Annotated in this window: 11 protein-coding genes; all 11 read right to left on the bottom strand. The window is 42.9% G+C overall.

Annotated features, from left to right (window positions below; translation table 11 throughout):
• Window positions 1-228: 228 nt before the first annotated feature.
• Window positions 229-2,568 carry a right-handed parallel beta-helix repeat-containing protein gene (locus tag BUE31_RS11435; RefSeq protein WP_200801912.1) on the bottom strand — a complete coding sequence of 780 codons (2,340 nt, stop codon included), beginning with the start codon at window positions 2,566-2,568 and terminating at the stop codon, window positions 229-231.
• A gap of 56 nt (window positions 2,569-2,624) precedes the next feature.
• Complete coding sequence (locus tag BUE31_RS11430; protein ID WP_234997795.1) at window positions 2,625-4,718, bottom strand: alpha-L-fucosidase; 2,094 nt, start codon at window positions 4,716-4,718, stop codon at window positions 2,625-2,627.
• A gap of 87 nt (window positions 4,719-4,805) precedes the next feature.
• Window positions 4,806-7,253, bottom strand: coding sequence for a glycoside hydrolase family 2 TIM barrel-domain containing protein (locus tag BUE31_RS11425; protein WP_083619736.1), 2,448 nt, complete (start codon window positions 7,251-7,253; stop codon window positions 4,806-4,808).
• A gap of 44 nt (window positions 7,254-7,297) precedes the next feature.
• Window positions 7,298-9,754: a beta-galactosidase GalA gene (gene galA, locus BUE31_RS11420; RefSeq protein ID WP_083619733.1), complete on the bottom strand. Its 2,457-nt coding sequence runs from the start codon at window positions 9,752-9,754 to the stop codon at window positions 7,298-7,300.
• 68 nt (window positions 9,755-9,822) lie between these two features.
• Window positions 9,823-11,868 carry a beta-galactosidase gene (locus BUE31_RS11415; RefSeq protein WP_234997794.1) on the bottom strand — a complete coding sequence of 682 codons (2,046 nt, stop codon included), beginning with the start codon at window positions 11,866-11,868 and terminating at the stop codon, window positions 9,823-9,825.
• Window positions 11,869-11,953: 85 nt separating this feature from the next.
• Entirely contained in the window at window positions 11,954-13,540 is a 1,587-nt protein-coding gene (locus BUE31_RS11410; protein ID WP_073403511.1) for a GH39 family glycosyl hydrolase, read from the bottom strand.
• Between the two features lie 66 nt (window positions 13,541-13,606).
• Complete coding sequence (locus tag BUE31_RS11405; protein WP_073403510.1) at window positions 13,607-15,520, bottom strand: glycoside hydrolase family 97 protein; 1,914 nt, start codon at window positions 15,518-15,520, stop codon at window positions 13,607-13,609.
• Between the two features lie 95 nt (window positions 15,521-15,615).
• On the bottom strand, window positions 15,616-17,703 hold the full coding sequence (locus BUE31_RS11400) for a beta-galactosidase (protein WP_073403509.1): 2,088 nt from the start codon (window positions 17,701-17,703) through the stop codon (window positions 15,616-15,618).
• A gap of 218 nt (window positions 17,704-17,921) precedes the next feature.
• Window positions 17,922-18,158 carry a hypothetical protein gene (locus tag BUE31_RS30700; RefSeq protein ID WP_143167094.1) on the bottom strand — a complete coding sequence of 79 codons (237 nt, stop codon included), beginning with the start codon at window positions 18,156-18,158 and terminating at the stop codon, window positions 17,922-17,924.
• Between the two features lie 95 nt (window positions 18,159-18,253).
• Window positions 18,254-20,413: a glycoside hydrolase family 3 C-terminal domain-containing protein gene (locus BUE31_RS11395; RefSeq protein WP_073403508.1), complete on the bottom strand. Its 2,160-nt coding sequence runs from the start codon at window positions 20,411-20,413 to the stop codon at window positions 18,254-18,256.
• Window positions 20,414-20,855: 442 nt separating this feature from the next.
• Window positions 20,856-21,377, bottom strand: coding sequence for a helix-turn-helix domain-containing protein (locus BUE31_RS11390; protein ID WP_073403506.1), 522 nt, complete (start codon window positions 21,375-21,377; stop codon window positions 20,856-20,858).
• Window positions 21,378-21,402 lie beyond the last annotated feature (25 nt).

Raw genomic sequence — 21,402 nt, 5'->3', positions numbered from 1 at the left:
TATTTTTAATACTGCCGGGTTGAAGATATATTCCGGGAGGTGAAACTATGGTAACTTAGAAAGAAGGAGGGGGCAGGGATGAATAAAAACATAGACCAAATGTACAAGCAAATGCAAATGCTTATAAATAAAGCTATTACATAGCTGCAATTATTGAGCTATTCCAATATCAGGAGGCACTGTATTGATTTTTACACGTAGAAGTTTGAGCGTAATCTTAAGCCCGGCTTACTTACGGTCATCAAACTCGACTCTCTTAGTATACGCACGTTGGTTACGGAAAATGACAATTTCTGCCGATGTCGCAATAACCGACATTCTTGCTTTTTGCAATTCCTTCAAACTGTTCGTTGGTACACTATTTAGTGATATGATCACGTCATTTGCCTGGAAAAACGCGTTGGCACGCCCAGGTATTATTGATATGACCAAAACGCCCCTGATATCATCCATTCCCGTTGCGGATCGTTCTCCCAGGGTAGCCAACTTTTTCACCTTTGCACCCATAAAATCAACAATTTCACTATCGACTGATGGGCCTTGCACCACAACCAGAGGAAAATCAACTTGCTTGGCAATTGCCTTTAGCCTTGGAGAAACCACTCCAAACCTGTCCATTGCAATGTTTTTGAAGCCAACTGAAAATGCATCATCATTGGCCTTAAGCCGAAAATCTCCTTTTGCCGGGTTTTCAAATACCTGCGGGACGGATACTGAATGGATGTCGGTTCCTCTCGCCTGTGCCTCGGATAAGGAGGCGGAGTCAGGAAATACGTTGTAATCAACTTCCTTCCCCCATACAGAAATCCCGATCGGAAGATAGCCCGCACCCACTATATTGTGCCTGAATATGTCATTGCTGTTCTTAAACCATACGTGAGGGTGGAAGGTATTATTTATCATAATATTGTTTTCGACAACACGGTTCACACCCTCCCTCAGCTTAATACCTCCGTTTAAACAAAGGTTGTTGTAAATAATGTAATTGCTAGATCCGTCATCCAGGTCAATATCCCACCCATGATCGCAACGAAACCTGTTGTTGCGCAGAATGATCGGCCTTACCACATCAAGCAGGGTCCAATCCGGGTATGCTGCCACAATTGAATCCAGTCTCTTTTTGTCGGGATGCCAATAACGATCCCGGCCCCAGGAATTAAAGGCTCCATGGTCGCCGGTTTCCTTAACCGTGTTAAAAACATCGTTGTACTCGATAACATGACCACCCCACGTTCCTTCGCTTACATTTATGCCTGCGCGGGGAACATCATAAATTGTATTGTGACTGACAGTGATATTTTGGCACATGGACAGCTCCACACCGCCCGATTGTTTTTCCACCAATCCAATGTTAAACATCAGGTTATCATATACGCTGCAATCCTTTGGATAATTGTTGGTTTTGGGTCCCGGCGTGCGATCCATTTTCGATAATGGAACAAACTCGTTATATTCAAAACTAGGAGAACGAACTGCGCCCGGATCACCGACAAAACAAACTGCGCTTGCTCCTGCATCAGAAATCTGGCACTCTGATACCGCGCAATTACGGTTATACTTACTGAAAAACACGGCATTACCACCAACATTATCCAGCGTACAATTCACTAGTTTGCAATTTACCGCGCCTTCATACGTTACGGCACCACCGCGGTAAATCGTCCAGTCGCTGCGCAACAAAGGCTCCTTATTTTGCATAAAGGTCCTTGCCGTCTGAGTGATAATCAAACCGGATACTGTAATATTTCTAACGGGTTTTGTTTCCGTACCGCGGAATTCGAACAGGCTCGCAAGCTGCGGTGTCTCAAATGTTGCGGCCTTCGGGTCAAGCCCGGCAGGTGGAAAGTAATATAGCGTTTTAGCATTCTTATCATAGTACCATTCGTTCGCTGTATCAAGTTCCTCAAAAACATTCTCAACAAATCGGTGTTTTTCACTCATCCCCATGCGGCGGTTGTTTTGCCATCCTCCTTCCAGTACTAGCTCACCTTTGTCATTTTTCCCGGTAATCCTGTAATGAACATCACCCCATTGGGAAGGGTGTAATGCGTGTACATATCCGCCCTCCGGCGATTTCCAACGGGCGATACGCTGTGGTGATAACACATCCTCTACAGTTCCACCCAAATAATGGGCAGAAGGGTCATAATTGGGATAGCGGGCCATATGCTGTAACTGCCCGTTCACGAACAGTTCGTCGAACTGAACATTTTGTGCCACATCGGCTTTCCAAATGCCATCTTTATAAGGCGCCCATTTCAGGTGAAGCACTGCGCCACCGGTGACAATTACTTTTTGCTTTTTGTAGCTGGTAAGCGTAAGTGTGCTGCCGTTTTGCCTTGAATCCTGACCGGTGAAAATAACGGGGCGGTCCAAACGATAAGTTCCCCCCATCAGACACACGTTAATTTTACCACTTTGGCCCCTGGCTTTTTCCACCGCGCTGGAAATGGAGGCAAAAGGCTTTACCAGTGTACCCGGATTAGTATCACTTCCGTGGGATGACACGAAATAATTTACCTGCGAAAACAATCGCACCGGGCAAAGTAGCGTGATTGTAATCACCATGATTATTTTAAGTCTATTCATAATTGTTTATTCAGCGGCTTAATAACAAAATACTGCTATTCTGTAATTATATCTATTTCGGCATAGCCCGCATCATCGCTATTCTCTGTATTCTTTACCGCTCTCAATTTTATATAACGGGCTTTTTGCCTGGCAAACTTTATGGTTTGCCACAAAGGATTATTTTTTATATTAGGAAATTCGCCGTGGCTAACCAGTTTCCAGTCTGCGCCATTATCCGAAACATAAAACTCGTAGCCGGCAATAATAGCCGGATTCCATTGGCCCTGGTCCGGTAGATATCTGAAACCGGATAGATTTTCTTCTTTTTCCAAATCAATCACCAAATCAACCGGCATTTTTTTGTTTTTATCCTGGTGCCATGCTGTAGACGGATCGCCATCTAAAACAGCAGAAGCCTTTTTATCGTCAATGCCAACAATTTTCCAGTCTTTTCTCGCAATGTCAAATTTTTCATGCGTTTCGGGGCTGCTTTGATGGTTAGAGGGATCGTAAACAATCGCACGTATCTGTGGTTTACCGTCCGCGAGAAAAGGTCGGCTATATTTTTTCTTTCCGGGGGTCGGCATGCTTCCGTCTGTGGTATAATAAATTGCTGATTCCTTATCTGCCGGTGTTATGGTTATTTCACCGGCCTGGTTTCTGGCAATGGAGGGAGCGGCAAGTATTTGCGAAGCATAATAAACGCTAACGTTAGAGATAACCAGGCAGGCTTTAGCATCAATAATATGCAGCCGTACCTGAGTGGCCTTAACAGTCGGGAAGCTTAGTATGCGTTTATATCCGATAGTTGTCCCTTTTGCCAGTTCCTGCCACTTGCCATTAATGAGTGCTTCAACGGTAAACGCTTTTACCCGCTGCCCTAATCCAATGTATTCCTGCGCTAAAAAGCGGTTAAACCTGGTTGGTCGGCCGAAATCAATCGTAAGTGAAGCCGCTTTAACATTGTCATCTGTGGCCCAATAAGTATTTTTATTATCATCAGTCGCGTTGCCTGCGCCAAATTCTTTGCTTCTGGCGCGTACATTGGACGCAGTTGCCGGTTTGTTTTTAGCCAGATTTACTGAGAACGCCGCTTTTACAGCCTTACCAAAATCCAGTACATTTTTTTCATCTGTTGGATGGACAAGTCCGTTCGACATAATCGGGAAATTAAGCAGCAGGTTACCGTTATGGCCGATTGAATTGTAGTAGATATCCATTAATTGCGGTACAGTCTTCACCTTTTTATCTTCACTCGGATGGTAAAACCATTCAGGCCGGATAGACGTATTAACTTCTGCGGGTACCCAGGCATCGCCGTTCTCCACTCCGTAATGCAACATATCATAAGGTACATCACCCGTGGCATTCAGCAGGCTCCAATTTGTCTCACCGACAGATCCGCCTTCTGTTCCTACCCATCGCAGGTCGGCCCGTTCTCCGCCATCATTCCATATGACGATATTGGGCTGCAATTTGCGCACAAGTTTATAGGTATTGGCCCAGTCGTAATAAGTTTTACGGTCGATCATACGGGTTTCATTTGCACCGCCATAATATCCCGAGCCACCGTTAGCGCCGTCAAACCAGATCTCGAAAATAGGGCCGTAGTTGGTAAGCAGTTCCGTCAACTGGTTGCGGAAATACGTAATATATTCCGGCTTGCCATAGTCGGCCCGGTTTCTGTCCCAGGGTGACAGGTAAATGCCGAGCTTTAAACCATACTCCTTGCAGGCATCTGCCATCTCACGGACCACGTCTCCCTTACCATTTTTCCAGGGGGCATTTTTCACAGAGTAATCGGTGTATTTGGAAGGCCAAAGACAGAAACCGCAATGGTGCTTGGCGGTAAGAATAATTCCTTTCATCCCTGCATTTTTACAGATGCGGGCCCATTGGCGGCAATCCAGCGCTGTTGGGTTGAAGAGTTTAACATCTTCATTACCGAATCCCCAGGACTGATCGGTATAAGTATTCAACGATAAATGCACGAACGCATAGTATTGCAGTTCCTGCCATTTCATTTGATTTTCCGAAGGCAAAGGTCCGCAAGGGGCAGGTGCATTTTTTTGTGCATGGCCGCTAAAACAACAAAGGAAAAAGAGGGCTGTAAACAAACAGGCTTTAACAATTTTAGGAGTTTTCAATTTTTTACTTTTTAAATTTTGAAATTGGCATTATCTGAACTTCTCGTATCTCTGAATGTGAGATCGTCTTTTATCTTGCAGCTAAAGCTACTTTTTTAGAAATGATTTGATATTTAGTACGGCTCCCGAAAGCCCTGTGGAACTAACGGTAAGTTTAATACCACCGGCGCTGTGTGTGCTCCTGATTACAACCAATGCCCGCCCGCGCCATGCTTTACGGGTATTTCCAACATATGGGTCTGTGTCCTTCATGTCCGCATTTGCTATTCCTGCAATAGTGCCGCAGCCTTCAATCTTGAAGTCCAGCCGGTTTGCGGCATTTGGTTGAAATACCCCATCCCCGTCAGTTATCTCTATAGTAACATATGATAAGTCCTGTCCGTTTGCTGCTATTTCTTTTCGATCAGCAGTTAACTGAATTTTTGTTGCATCGCCGGCCGTTTGCAAATTGGTTGATTCAACTTCCTTACCATTATCCACGCCTACGGCTTTAATTACACCCGGGGCATAAGCCACTGCAAATTCAGCTTTATATCCCTGTTCTTCAGTAGTTGATTTTTCGCCAATCAGTTTATTATTGAGGTAGAGTCTCACCTTAGGATACTTCGAATAAATTTCTACCTGGATGTTCTTTCCTACATTTTCCGGCCAGGTCCAGCTTTCCCAGGTTGGCCACACAGACCACAATGTTTCTTTAATTTCACCTGAAGGCGGGTTCGGCTCTTTAACCGCCATATAGATCTTTTCGTTTCCGTTGTAAAGCAAACTGCGGTAATGTGAAATTGGTTTTCTCCATCCCGTCAGATCAACATCTCCGCAATAAGCGCCATGAAAGGGATAAAAATCGTGCGTCCAATGTTCTCCTTCCGTCTCGCCGGGATAATAATACCGACCAATACCTGATTCACCCAGATAGTCTATCGCTGTCCACACAAAGTCGCCAATAATATATTTATTTTTTTGGACAAGTTGCCAGTTGGCAAGTGCGTCGCGCGGATAGGATTCCGTTTGTACAATGATACGGGAAGGAACTCTTATATGATCGGTGGCAGCGCGAAACAGCTGATAATTATACCCGCATACATCATGCGCTGCCATCAGCGGATCGAATATATTCCAGTCCTGGTCCCATGTTGTCATGGCTGATGTTACAGGGCGGGTAGGATCAAGCTCATGGATACAACCTGCGAGCATTTTAGCAGTAGCTACAGCTCGTGGTTCCTTTCGTTCTATGATCTCATTGCCTATGCTCCACATGATAACAGATGGATGGTTCAAGTCTCGTTTTACCATCGAAGTAAGGTCGCTCTTCCACCACAGGTCAAAATAAACGGAATAGTCATATTTGTTCTTGCCGGTTCTCCACCCATCAAAGGATTCATCTATCACCAACAGACCCAGCCTATCGCAAGCATTTAAAAAAGCCTCGGAAGGGGGATTATGAGAAGTTCTTACGGCATTGAAGCCAGCAGCTTTTAGTAACTCAACCTTCCGTTCCTCAGCCCGATCAAATGCAGCAGCACCCAGGCAGCCGTTATCGTGATGCGCACACCCGCCATTAAGCTTAACCGTTTTTCCATTAAGTTGAAACCCGTTTTCAGCAGAAAATTTGAGGGAACGTATCCCAAAACTGGCTTCAGTCTCGTCAGCTATATTATTAATTTTTATGATATGTATTTGCGCATTGTATAAACGGGGCGTTTCCGGTGTCCATAGCAAAGGAGTCGCTACGATTATTGTTTGCGTCACTTCCTTCTCACTATTGGCGGCCACTCCAATGTTTATTCGATTATAGCCTGCATCTTTAGAATTAGCGTCCCGCAACCGGGTGTTAAGTACAATGCTTTGAGATAAACCAGTTTCGTTTTTAATTAATGTTTTAATTCGAACGGTTGCTTTTTCCGAAGAAACATCAGGGGTTGTGATTGTAACGCCCCATTTAGCAATATGCACTGCATCGGTAACCATCATCCAAACATGGCGATAGATACCGGAACCACTGTACCAACGGCTGTTTAGTTGTTGCGAATTGTCGACCCTTACAGCTATTACATTCTCATTATTAAAATCCAAATAAGGCGACAGGTCATAACTAAACGATGAGTAACCGTAAGGATAGATCCCAAGTGATTTTCCGTTAATAAAAACTTCGGAATTCATATAAACCCCTTCAAAATAGATAGAAACTTTTTTGCCCTTCCATCCGTCGGGGGCCTTGAAGGTTTTCCGGTACCAGCCAATACCCGGAGGAAAGTATCCACCTGCGCCGCCTGTTGGATTTTTAGGACCTATGTTCCCTTCAATACTCCAATCATGCGGTAAATTAAGGCTTCGCCAATTTAGATCGTTAAAATCCCGTGATTTGGCTGCTGCCGTATCTCCCTGATAAAATTTCCATTTATAGTCAAATAGCTGTTTTCGCTCAATTTTATTGGGATTTTGAGCCTGGCATACCATGCTGCCAGCCAAAAGCAAGCCGGCGATAAGCATTGTTTTCATGTGATATAATACGTTGTAAATATTATGCTGTCTCATAACGATTTATTTTTTTTGACGAAGCGATAGTTTAATAGTTCATCCTATTGAACTTTTATAACCACTTCGTCTCCTTTAAGCTTCTCAGAACTTGCTTTTAACCGGATCTCCCCCGCCTGTTTATTTGATTGAACCAGCACCAAACAATAGCCGTTGAACGCCATCCGCTGGCTGGCTTTATCCGGTTCGTGGCTGCTGGGGTTACCGTTGCCTGTACCAATGATTCGTCCGGGGCCTTCAATGGAAAACGTTATCAGGTTCGCGGCTGTTGGATTAACCCTTCCTTTGCTGTCTTTAATCGCCACCCGTATTACTGCCACATCGCAACCATCTGCCTTAAGTACGCTGGTATCGCAGCTGAGGGTAACCTGCGCCGGCGCAGTTGTGGTTTTAACAATGTCTGTGGTTACCAATCTTCCGCCTTTATAACCCCTTGCTTCCAGTTTACCGGGTTTATATACAAGCTTCCAAATCAGCTTAGTATACGGAACTGCTTTTTGCGTGCCCACTTTTTTGCCGTTGAGCAGCAACTCGACTTCATCACAATTGGTGTAACAATGCACCTGTATACTGTCTCCTTCTTTGCCGGGCCAGTCCCAATGCGGAAAAATATGGACTACCGGTTTATTTGTCCAGGCAGCTTTGTACGCATAATATCCATCTTTGGGAAAGCCGCAAATATCCATAAATCCGAAATGAGAAGTTAAGCACGGCCATTGGTATGGTGTAGGTTCCCCGCGATAGTCAAAACCTGTCCATACAAACAACCCTCCGAGATAGGGATATTTAACAATGTCAGCCCAGTCTTCGCCGGGCAGCGGTCCCCAGTTGGGTTGCCATAGCCCAAGGTTTGAAACATAACCTTTTCCCCAATCGTTCTGATATTCCCCACGAGTTGAAATAAAACTTGTGGCTTCTGTACAAAACTCTATTCGCCGGGGATATTTTTCATGGTCTCTCACATAGGCCAATCCCTTGTCGCCATAGTTATACCCCACAACATCCAGCACATCACTATACCCGCCTTCGTTCCGTCCATGATTCATGGCAGCAGTCACGGGGCGCGTAGGGTCAATTTTATGTGTGATGTCAACCAGTGTTTTAAGTATCCTTGCCCCGGTTACGGTACCCTGGATCCCTTCTTCATTTTCCATACTCCACATAAAAATGGATGGATGATTGCGGTCCCTGTATAACATGGTTGTCAAATCCTTTTTACCTTCTTCAGAACTTGATAACATGCGATTTTCATCAAGTACAAGCAAACCCATCCTGTCGCACATATCAAGCAGTTCCGGAGTTGGTGGATTATGGGAACAACGATAAGCGTTGCTTCCCATTTCTTTGAGCAACTTTAATTTATATTCATTTATTTTATCAGGCAAGGCTACACCTATCCCGGCAAAATCCTGGTGGTTGCAGGTACCCTTCACAGGATAAAGCTTTCCGTTCAGAAAGACCCCATTTCGGTTAATTTCGATTATTCTTACCCCAAAAATGGTTTCATAGTTGTCGATGACAATCCCGTTTTCAGAAACTTCTGTTAGTACCTTATAAAGATTCGGCGTTTCGGGCGACCAAAGCAATGGCTTTTGTATATCTCCTTTTTGTGAAAATTCAGTAGTGCTAAACGGCTCAATTGCTTGCGAGGAAGTCTTTATATTGAGCACAACGCCTTTATTATCGACGATCTTAGAGGTTAGCGTAACATTTTTAACTACCCCGTATTCGTTTTTTATATTGGTTTTTATGTTGACAGCTGCTTCATCCGGCGAAACTGGGGATGTAGTAACATAGGTACCAAACCGATCAACGTGCACAGGGTTGGTTTTATCGAGCCAAACATGACGGTAAATCCCACACCCTTCATACCACCAACCCTCGTATTCGGTAGCGTCAACTTTTACCAGAATAACATTTTTGCCTTCGTTACCGTAACGCAAAACATCTGTCAAATCGTAGTTTGAAGGAGTGTAGCCGCTTTGGTGGTTGCCTATAAGCTGACCATTAACCCAAACGGTACTGTTTCTAAAAATCCCGTCAAATTCTACAGAGATCTTTTTTCCTTTATCCGTTTCAGGTATTTCAAATTCTTTTCTATAAAAACCTATCCCACCAGGCAAATATCCGCTTACGGCAGGCGAACTCCCGATTGATTTATCATTAACAAAAGTCCCCTCCACGCACCAGTCGTGCGGAAGGTTTACTTCCTTCCAGTCTTCGGGTTTGAATATAGCTGCCTTATCAACATCGGTATAAGCAATAACTGCTTCTTTGTTTGTTTCAACTTTTACGTTGATATCAGTTAAACCTCCATAACCAGCAGCTTTCACTGCCCGTTTGATCGCTATGTCGCCCTTATGAAACTGCCAGTTAAAATCAAAGCACTCCTTCGATCTTTTTGAAAGACTTGTTTGCTGCGCGTTCTGCGCTATTCCCTTTATCGCGCACAACAATAAAAAAAAGCAGATGCCGCAATACCTTATTAATCTTTTAAACATTTTAACCTATATAAATTCTTATTACCAATTCAGTGCCCTTAGATATTATTGTAACATATTCTAAAAGATCAGTCAATTTCGATAAGTTCCGGCTCTTCTGACGGCAAACTAAAGCTATCGACAAATTTTTTGCCGGTAAGTATGCCTTTAAAGGCGCCTTTTAACTTGATTTCAACCGCATTCCTGCCAGTATTTAGATACAAAACATGTTTCGCATCGATTTGACGTGCCATAACACCGTCTGGTACTTGGGGGCCTTTTTTAATACCCAGTTTATCTATCAGTTCGTCAAGCAATGGACCCAGTACCTCGCCACTGGCAGGCAAGCCGACATAAATTGCCCTGCCTTTGCCGTATTGGTTAGCGGTAATAACCGGATAATCTTTATCTAAGCTGGTTATATTACCAAGAATTTCAGCGCCTTTAGATTCGATAACATCAAACCGCGTTGATTCAGTTTCAATATTTTTCCCTTTATAATTTAATTCGATTTTTTTGCCTTTCAGTGATGCACGGGATAATTCGTTCATCGTTTCTGTTTCTTCATAACCTGCTACCCGTATCCCAAATACATCGCTTAAACGCCCCGGATGGGTGGATGCAAATACTTTCCCGGTTTCGTCAACCACGGCGGAATTACTTGTCATAATAACAGTCCCGCCATTTTTTACAAAATCCCGGATTTTATTGGCAGTTGTTTCATCCATTACCGTTACACCAGGCACAAAAAGTAATTTGTAGTTTAATGAACTTTTGCTGATTTCAACAACACGGGAATCCATATTGCGGAAATAAAACAAATTCCAGCAGGCCTGTAATTGTTGGTCCAGCGCCTCGGGGAAAGAACTGCTGGCTATCTGGCTGGGGAAAGAGAATGCCAAGCCAACTTCGGGGCTGGACTTGTAGGGAAAGAATTTTTCAATCTTTTTAAACTCGGTGGCTATCTTTTTGTATTCGTCATACTTACGGTTGGGGGTTCCGTCCCAATCAAGCATCCCTTCCAGGTATTGCTCTTCGCCCGACCACATACTTTGCCAGGTCCATCCGCAAACCGCTTGATTGCCATACATCAGTGTGGCATAGGCCGATTTTCTGATGGAATTGGGCACCGCCGTCATTGTAGTAAACTCGCTGCACCAAAAAGGGGTTGTACTTTCAAACTGAATACGGGAAATCCCAAACAGGGCATTCATGATCCCCCAGTTTGTTATCAACGAATTTCCGGGATAAAAGCCTGCCCCTTCACGTGCCATTTTGCCGGAATAGGCAATCTGTGAATAATCAAAATATTTCAAAGCACTGTAAAACCAGGCATTGGTATTGGTAAGTACACCGGGGGCATTGGTATTAACCTTGTCGAGCACTTTGAATAATATCTGGTTGACTTCATCTGAAATAAAACGTCTGAAATCTAATATTTTCTCAGGGGCGCCATTTTTTTCGCCGCTTGCGGGTAGCCCAACTTCATCAACTTCATTAATCCGCCTTGACCAACGTTGTGTAGCCCATGCTTTGTTTAAATTATCAAGGTTCGAATATTTATTCGTCAACCAAACAACGAATCTTTTTCTCACCGTTTCTGAATAGGAAATAGGGCCGTCACCAGATTCATTATCAATGCCAAAAGCTAAGAGGGCCGGGTGTTTGGCATAATGCTTTGTAAGTGAATCCGCATAGCGTACAGCATATTTTTGATACATCGGGTTACCTACATCATCCATGTAGCGATGGTTGGGATATTGTGCCACGCCAGCCGGACTTGTAACATCAATTGAGGGGTACTTATGATGCAACCAAATAGGAGCCGGGCGAATAGCGATATCAAGAATCACCTTAATCCCTGCCTTATTCATCATATCCATCACAAAATCAAACCATTCAAAATCAAACTTACCTTCCGAGGGTTCATAACTGTCCCAGGCTAAATGGCCCATCCGAACCAACTTGAATCCGGCAGCCTTCATCAACATGATATCCTTTTTTATTTTTTCCTGATCCTTATCGTCATGCGGATGATAATTGGTGCCAACGTATAATGTTTGAGCGTTAACTGACAAGCCGGCTAGCAATAGCATACAAAACGTCAGGAAAAACTTATTAGTTATTTTTATCATTGGAGTTATTTGCAAGGTATATAGTTAGTGTCTTTTTTATTTTTTGTCGCTTTCTGAAATGATTCTTTAAATGAAACTTTGCTGCTTAATGTTTAACCAGGTTTATCAACAGAACATCATTTTCCCTTATATCCAATTCGCGGGAAAACGCAGTGCCGGGCTTTATTTCAATTTGCTGTGTTGCCACGGGAGCGCCATTTTGTTCCTTTAGCTTCTTAACCTGCTGCAAGGTTAACTGTCCTGGCCTGCCCATATCCACATAGCTTGTATATGCGTCGTTCACCCTATAACCTACTTTATAAATTTCCATCGTGTACCTTCCAGCCGGTATATGCGATAAATTTATTTTTACTTTGCCCTTCGTTTTGGCAGGCAGATCCTTAATATAATAAGCCTGGTTGTTTACCGAATCGGGCAAAGTATAGGTATAATCCCATAACAATACCTGAACATCTCCTTTGTGATTTTTGCAGACCCACGATGAGCTGTCACGATTGGCTAACTCAGTTTCACCCAGTTTGTTTAAATAGGAATAGGCGAAAAATGCAGGTTTTTTGATCCCCTCGATGTTCATTAAACCAAATCCGCCGTGGAAAGGGGTAAAACGTGGCCCTGACTCTTCAAAAATATCGGTAAACGTCCAGTATGACATTGAATTGGCCGCAGGTTCAGATTGTTTTAACTTTTTAAGTATATACGCTGCTTCGTGATAACTATCATGAAGCGGGTCGGCAGGCGTATAAGACGAACTCCATTCGGTATAATGTAGTTCAAGACCTGAAATAGCTGAATTTTGGATCTGCTTACGCGAGTTTAAAACGTCGCCACTAACGCTCCATTCGTTTTTATCAAGTACGGTTCCAGACGATCCATGCTCATCCAGAAATCCTTGCTTTACACCATAGGAATGTGTGCTGATAAAATCAATAGGCACCGAATTATTTTTACAAAAGGCTATCATTTCAGGCACCCATGCCGCACCTGCTGTTGCAGGGCCGCCAACTTTATATGCCTGGTTTACGCTTTTAACTGCCTTTGCGCTGTATTGGTATAGTTTGAAATAGTCTGCTTGCGAACCCGTCCAGAAGCCATCCTTCAGATTCGGTTCATTCCAAACCTCAAAATACCAGGTCTTCACTTCATTGGCTCCATATCGCTCTGTAAAATGTTGTGTCAGGTTACGAATTAGCCCCTCCCATTTTTCATAATCCTTAGGCGGTGTTACGTTGCCCCGCCACCAAAAAATTGTTTTATTTCCACTGGCAAGCGCTCCCGGCATAAAGCCTAACTCTACGAATAGCTTCATGCCGATACTGATAATGTAGTCATATAAAGCATCAACATACTGGTAATTATATTGCGGCTTACCATTGCCATCTTCGCTGTAAACAGCCATATCATCGGTGAGCAATCCGTGCATCCGGATATATTTGAAACCGCATTCTTTCCCAGCAATAGCTAACTGCTGCTGCCAGTCGGCTCTTAATCCTTCATTTGCACGGCCTGCACCCACACACGCTTTAAATGCGGTGTTTAAAGGGCCTTTTTCTTTATTAAAGTCAAGGCTGATTATTCTTTCGGTTTTTGCCGTTTTCTTTGGATTGTTACTTTGAGCAAAAACATTACTAAAAAGTAAGCCAGCTAACACGATGGGTATAAATTTCTTATTCATATTATTAATCTCTTGTTTTAACGTCGTCTTCGTTCATTATTAACCAATTTTTATTTAAGCTATCAGCTATTTCCCGCCTATCACTCCAGTAAAGCCGCCACGGGGCAGGCATTGGATGTGCAGTGTATCTGATCTTTTCACACCGTTGGTTTCGCTTGTAATGGACTTCGTATCTGCTCCATCCTTAAATATTTGGAAGGAATAATCCGCGTTGCCTAAAAAGTTAAAACTCAAATCAAGTGTTTGCGGAGTATCTTTCCCATTAAGCCCGGCCACATACCATAGTTTGCCTTTTCTTCGTGCTATAACAACCATTTCGCCCGGATAGCCGTTTATCAGCTTCGTTTCATCCCAGGTTGTAGGAAAGTCCATCAGAAATTTACGGGGTGCATCCGCTAAATCATAATAGGCAGAAGGCCTGTCTGCAAAATGCTGCAGTCCCGATTCAAATACAACAGCCAAAGCCAGCTCGTGCGCATAGGATGTTTTATGTTCGTGCTGCGAATTGGAAAACGTTACCGGCGTATAGTCCATAGAACCTACTATATTCCGCGTAAATGGAAGAGTTGTGTTATGCGCAGCAGCCCTATCTGTTAAAATACCATCGTTATTATACCATTCTGCACCGTACACCGCTTCGGTACTCATTAAATTAGGATAGGTACGCGCCCAGCCACGGGGTAAGGTAGCTCCATGAAAGTTAACCAAAAGATGGTATTTTGCTGCGTCTTCCAGAATATCCATATAATACTTCATCATATCTTGCTGGTCTCCCGCAAAAAAGTCGACCTTGATACCTGATACACCAATTTCATTCAGCCATGAAAATTCCTTTGCTCTTTTCTCTGGTGTTAACAGCTTGTCTGCCGGTGTCGGATCAAGCCAATCGGTGCCCGAGTTGTACCATAAAAGCGTTTTGACACCTTTACCTTTTGCATAACTCAGGGCATCCTTTAGTGTTCCACCATTTGACATTACGTCCCATTCCCAGTCGATAAGCACATAAGGCCATTTCATTTTTTGGGCAAGGTCAATGTATTCTATCACCTTCTGATAATCCTTTGAGCCGTGGTTATTCGCCCAATATACCCAGGCAACGCTTCCCGGCGCAATCCATTTCGTGTCCTTAAAGGCAGCAGGTTCGCTCACATCAGTGATTAGTGTACTTTCCATTAGGTCAGCTAGTCCGCCAATTATCATCACATGCCATTGCGATTTCCATGGCAAATTGGACACAGTTCCGCCATGCCAGCTTTTTTTCGCCGGAGGGTAACTCACCTTATACAGGTTAGTGCCTGGCTTATAGCTAAGCCGCGCCGCGCAATTTTGCGGCGTTATACCTGCCTCCGAAATCAGCACCCATAAAGGCTGGTCATTAACCTTATACAAGGCCGGGTATGCCCACTCACCATTGTTTTTTTCGTCACTTGCCCCGGTATTAAGGAGATAAAATTTTTCATAAGATTGATCAAAGGGCTGCATCCATCTTGCCGTACTCTTCGGGATAGCATAACTGGTAGCTTCATCGGTAATTGCTAAAGTAGAGTCGGATTTGTTGGGGAAAGCATACCTGAATGCGACCCCATCGTTATAAACCCTGAAAGTGATATTCATGGGCTGTTTTGAGGCGTTTTGATAATTAAACGTTTTTTCGGCGCCAAAATTTTCGCAAAGTCTCCGCTTTCCGGTCAGCATTTCATATTTGTCATGAACTGCGGCAGACTTGCTCTCGCCGATTAATTTGAGATTGGATACGAATTGCTGGTCAGCCCTTAATATGCCCAATGGCGAAGTTGGCAGCACTTCAACATAAGTCCCTTTGCGTTTATACAGCACTTTAAAATAAGCCTCGCCTAAGCCATCTGAACCTGCCTGCTGCATTTCTACAACAACCTTAATTTTTTTATTAGGGGATAAAATCTGTTGGGCATAACTCACGCCGCCAAAAAAAAGGCTCAGAACTAAAAAAAAGCTTTTCATGTTAATTTATATACTGTTCTTCTGTCTTTTAATGATCATGAAACGAACCACTATGACAGGCCCGTTTCCATTTAAAGCATTTTTTATATTATTAGTCACTCACTCCAAACCAATACACCGGCAGGTTTCAATATTTTCTCCCCAACAAGAATTTTAGAAGTCCCGGGAATATTCACGGTATAATCGGTAGAAGAATAATTCATGGCCATATAAAAACCATCCCTCCAATAAACATAAACACCTTCCGGATAGTCTTCGGTTGTTGCTCCGGCGTCTGCATAGATGTCGCGTAATAAATCCTTTTCCAGCTTGGAATCACCAGTGTTTGCGCCTATGTAGGTTACAGAACCTTTACCAATTTTATGTTTTACAACCGCCGCTCTTCCCATATAGAACTGGTTGTCGTATGTTGCTAGTACCTCTGTATTTTGATCGGGCGCCAGCAAGTCTGCCCAGGTGTTCCAATTGTAATGTTTTGACTTTATTTGAATATCCCCTTTGCCATAAGCTGAAAGCATATCGGTTGCCTGAACGTGAGCTCCGATAAGGCCGGATATTGGCGCTGCCAATGCGCCCTCCCAGAAATGCCCCATGCGGTCTTTGGTTGCTGTGCGGCATGTAACGATTAAATGCCCGCCACCGACCACATAATCATTCCATTTCTTTACGGTAGCAGAATCAACCATTTCGTAAGCAGGAACAATTACCACCTTATATTTCGACAAATCGCTGGTTTCAGATACTACATCAACCGGGGCCCCTAAAGACTTCGCCATTTCCAAAAACTTAATGGGATAATTCCAGGCGTCCCACTGCGAGGTCTGCTTTTGCCTGTCGATAGTCCAGTAATTTTCCAGGTTCCAAAGAATAGCAGTTGACCGCGCAGCCAGTTTTTCCGGCATCTTAGCTCCTGCCTTATATTGTTTGCGCAAGTCTTTTATTTCCTTCATAAACTGCATATACTCCTCACCCCCGGGCGAAGGCGTTACCCCATCTGTCAGTATTACGCCTGCATGGTATTGTTCCGAACTGTATAAAATCTGGCGGAACCGATAGGAACAGGCAAGTTTCCCACCTGCAGCAAAGGAGTGGTACAACCACATGCGCACTGTTCCCGGCAAAAGAAGCGGGTTATACGAACCCCAGTTTACCGGACCTGGCTGAATTTCCATCACCCCCGATACGCCGCCCACCTTTTTATAATATTCTGATGCAAAAAGGATCACTTTGCTATTTCCTAACCTGAATCCAAGCTCACCAATATTATCGCTGCCACCGTTAGGGTAAGCTGTATATGCTGCAAAATCGAGTTTCTTTGTTCGCCCGGGATCAGAACCGGTGCAGACTGCGGTATAATTAGTGGTGATGTACTGATTATTGGAAATATAGTTCCGCAAGGCGCCGGCCTGGAAATCGAGAAATTCAGCCTGGGCATCCGCCGAGTAGCGCTTAAAATCGAGCAGGGCATGGGGGTTATTTCCCCACCAGCCTACTAAATTTGTATTCGGAATGATCACCTGATCGAAATTATTGAACCATTGGCTCCAAAATGCGGCTCCCCAGGCCGTATTTAATGCATCAATGGTTTTGTATTTATTTTTTAACCATGTTCTGAATGCGTCCTGCGACGGTGGGCTATAATCCGTAACAGCACCCGGTTCATTATCTATTTGCCACCCGATCACGTTTTTATTCTGCCCGTAACGCCTTGCCATTTCCAACACGATTTTTTTGACGAACGCGCGATACTTCACATTGACGATTGAGCCTAATCCCCGTGTGCCATTCTCCGCGCGGATATAATGACCATCCATGATAAAGGTCTCCGCATAATTAACCCTCATCCAGATGGGGGTGGTGGCTGAAGGTGTGCACAAAAACACCTTAACCTTGTATTTAGCACAAAGGCCTACCACCTTATCAAGCCATTCAAAATCAAACTTCCCTTCTTCCGGCTCCATCTTAAACCAGGCAAATTCAGCAAGGTGTACAAACTCATACCCCATATCCGAAATCTTCTTAATATCACGCTCCCACTGGCTTTCCTTCCAATGTTCGGGATAATAGTATATTCCGGTAGTGATCAAGTCTTTTTCAGGAAAAAAACGATTGACTTCCTGCGATTTCACATTCAATACCGAAATAAGTATTGTTAATATAATTAGTGGTATAGATTTTTTCATCGTAATAAATTGTTTGTTATATTCCAAATTGTTTTAAAAGCATAAATCCAGAATTACAAGTATCATGTGAGGACGCTATTTTCACAGGGGCATCTATCAAAAATTGAGTTATTAATATTTAAGCCGTATCAATACAATTGGTAATAACAAATTTATTAGTCAGCCTTACGTCTACCATTGTATTAAATAGACTTTGTTTTATATAAATCCGACTTTTTTCAAAGAAGGCAAGATGCGACACCCGGTTCACGAAGCAAACCCCAACCTCGTTGTTCTTTGATGACTTTACTCACATTCCAGGCCGTAAAAGCACAATAATGATAAGCTTCTACACCCAGCGAATCCTGGTCAACAGTGATCACATCCGATGTGTTTGTATTTTCATTTCCTACATGCACCCGGGCATTGATATAAAGCGTGAATGCCAACAATAACAAAGAAAGGGTAATTGCCAATTTTCTAATTTCGAGTATCTGAAATTTATTATATATTGTTTAACGTTAGTCATTCTTAATGCATACATTACCCTATGTTTACCGGCAGTTATTGTTTATCTGCTTATGTGAAAAGATGCCATTTGTCTGATATCTTTTGAAGACGAGGCAGCCAGTATTTTATACTGGCCAGGTTCAACAATCCATTTGCGTAATTTAATGTCAAAATAGGCGAGATCATTTACATCGATGTTCATCGAAACAGCGGCAGTTTCAGCCGGCGAGACCATAATCTTTTTAAATGCCTTTAATTCTTTCTCAGGACGTAAAACTATGGAGTTCATTTTGCAGACATAGAGTTGAACAACTTCTTTACCTGCAAAGCTGCCTGAGTTCTTAACCTTTAAAGACACCATTATTTTGTCACCCGGGCTATAGGTTTTCTTGTTGGTAGCCAAACCAGTATAAGTAAAATTGGTATAAGACAATCCATAACCAAAACAGTACAAAGGATTAATATTTTTGGTATCATACCAGCGATAGCCAACCAATATTCCCTCTTTATAATCAGCCGTCATATTGTTACCAGGATAGGTATTTAAGGCGGAAGCGGGTGAGTCTTTTAATGAGACGGGAAAAGTAAACGGTAGACGACCTGATGGGTTTACAACACCTTTTAAAACGTCGGCAAGTGCACTCCCTCCCTCTGACCCATTAAACCACGCCCAAACAATAGTATGATTCGACTTTCTGATTTCATTCAGATCGTAAGGAGCGCCGGCCATAATTACAATAATAGTATTAGGATTAACTGCGGTAACCGCGTTAACCAAAGCCTGCTCTCCAAAAGGCAGGTCGAGATTTTTACGATCATGGCCCTCGCTTTCATATTCGCGGTTTGAACCGATGCACAAAATGGCAACGTCGGTTGTTTTTGCAAGCGCTACGGCCTCGTTAATTAAGGTTTGATCTGGCTGATCAGATCCTGCGTTTTGCGCATCAGTTTTGCTCGCCGAATAATTGGCCTTATACCCTTGCGCAAATTTAATTTCGGCCGTTTTACCAAATCTTGATTTTATGCCTTCCAATGCGGTTATCTCATATTTAGCTTTTACACCGGCGCCATAACCACCCGAAGCAAATGTACGGGTGGCATTATCACCGATTACCGCAATACTTTTAATGTTACCCACTTTCAAAGGCAATAAATGGGCGTCATTTTTCAACAGAACTATCGACTCTGACGCAATCGCATATGCGGTTTTGGCATGCGCCGGTGTAGCAATGGATCCTTTAGGATGATTTGCACTCATGGATGTATGGTACATCAGCCATAAAATTCTTTTCACCTTACCGTCAATTGTTTTTACTGAAACCTGGCCTGATTTTACAGCCTCAAGCAGTGGTTTAGCAAAATACCATTGCTCATACGGCCCGCTTGATCCCATTTCAATATCCAGTCCGTTGTTAGCGGCAGCAACAGTATGATGCACGCCGCCCCAATCTGAAATGACAACTCCTTTAAAGCCCCACTCATTTTTTAATACCTTATTCAATAAAAAATCATTCTCTGAGCACCAATAACCATTCACTTTGTTATAAGCCGACATAACAGTATAAGCATTACCTTGCTGTACAGCTGCTTTAAATGCGGGGAAATAGATTTCGCGCAGTGCTCTTTCATCAACTAACGTATTTACGCTATCGCGATTAAGTTCCTGGTTGTTGGCAGCAAAATGTTTTATACAGGCTGCCACGTGCTGGCTTTGAATCCCTTTTACTGATTGAATGGCCAATTGACCGTTCAAATAAGGATCTTCGGAATAATATTCATAGGTGCGGCCGCAAAGCGGCATTCTGCAAATATTGAATGCCGGTGCAAGCATTACATTCTTTTTCCGGGAGTTGGCCTCCTCTCCTATAACTACTCCATATTTATTCGCCATTAAGGGGTTCCATGTCGCTGCAATTGCTGAACCATTTGGTAAAAATGTGGCGGAATCAGTAGTCCAATTGGCTGAGTTCCAGTCAAAGCGCTTTATTTCTTCGCGCACACCTAAGGGACCGTCATCACATGTTAGCTCAGGGACACCCAAACGCTTTACCCCTCCCGAAGAAAATAAGGCATTGCCATGAAGCATTTCAATTTTTTCTTCAAGGGTCATCTTACTGAGGATGCTGTTGATCTTCGTTTTAAGGGCGGTCTCTTTTTTGCTTTGCGCCGAAACTCCGCTAAAAAGAAAAATTGTAATAAAGAAGACTATTGTATACTTCATGAAATATTAATTTAATTTGAATATGTTATTTTTATCAGTTTTCCCAGGGTACCTAATTTTGTTTAAGTAATGTAATCCGTGACTATTGTACCTTATCACGCCAACAATCCCTGCCTTTATTGCGGCTTATAATTCTTACATCAGGCGCTCTGCTACCATCAAAAAAACTTAAGACAGGTATAAAGCCGTTTAGATAAGTCAAAAAATAAGTTAACCGCGCAGGTTCAAATTGTTATAATTGATCGAATACGATTCAAAGACAGTATGTTTAAACACGTTCATATTGAACCATAGTTCGGAAGGGTGAAGCTATGATTACTTAAAAAAAAAGCATAGCAGAGTTGATTAAAAATATAGAACAAATGTTCAAACAACTATAAGCAACTTTAAATTAACATGTTACTTATTGAATATTAGTAAATTATGCTATTTTTTGAATAAATTAAAGTTTTTGATTTGACATACCGCTATCACAATATCCGTCTGTTTTAGCCACACTAGTCAGCGCATAATCATTTAATATGGCCTGGGCTTTAGTTTTTCGGGCAAAATGAATGTAGATTGAGGGAAGTATATCATATTCTTTTTTAAAAATCTTTGAAAAATAAGGAGGATTGTCAAACCCAACTTCACTGGCGATCCGGCCGATGCTCATCTGTGGATTTCCGAGCAATAGAACTGCTTTCTGTAGCCGGATTGCACGTATAAATTCGATTGGCGACTTGCCCGTAAGCATTAAAATTTTTCTATAAAGCCACACCCGGCTCATTTTCATTTCACAACTGAGTGCCTCAACGGACAGGTCAGGGCTTGAAATATTTTCCCTGATGTATTTAACTAATTCTGCTAAAAATTTCTCATCTTCATTTTGTACATCCACCTGTTCAAAATGCATATTCATCTGTACCTTATTAAAAGCTTCGTGAAGCGTTTCCACTCCTTTAAAGGCATTTCTCTTTCCCATTTTATAAATAAGATTTACTATTAAA

The organism is Mucilaginibacter sp. OK098 (genome assembly GCF_900142915.1).
In the GTDB taxonomy this organism is placed as follows: domain Bacteria; phylum Bacteroidota; class Bacteroidia; order Sphingobacteriales; family Sphingobacteriaceae; genus Mucilaginibacter.
Note: the sequence above shows the minus strand (reverse complement) of the source record. Positions and strands in the feature narration are given on the sequence as shown.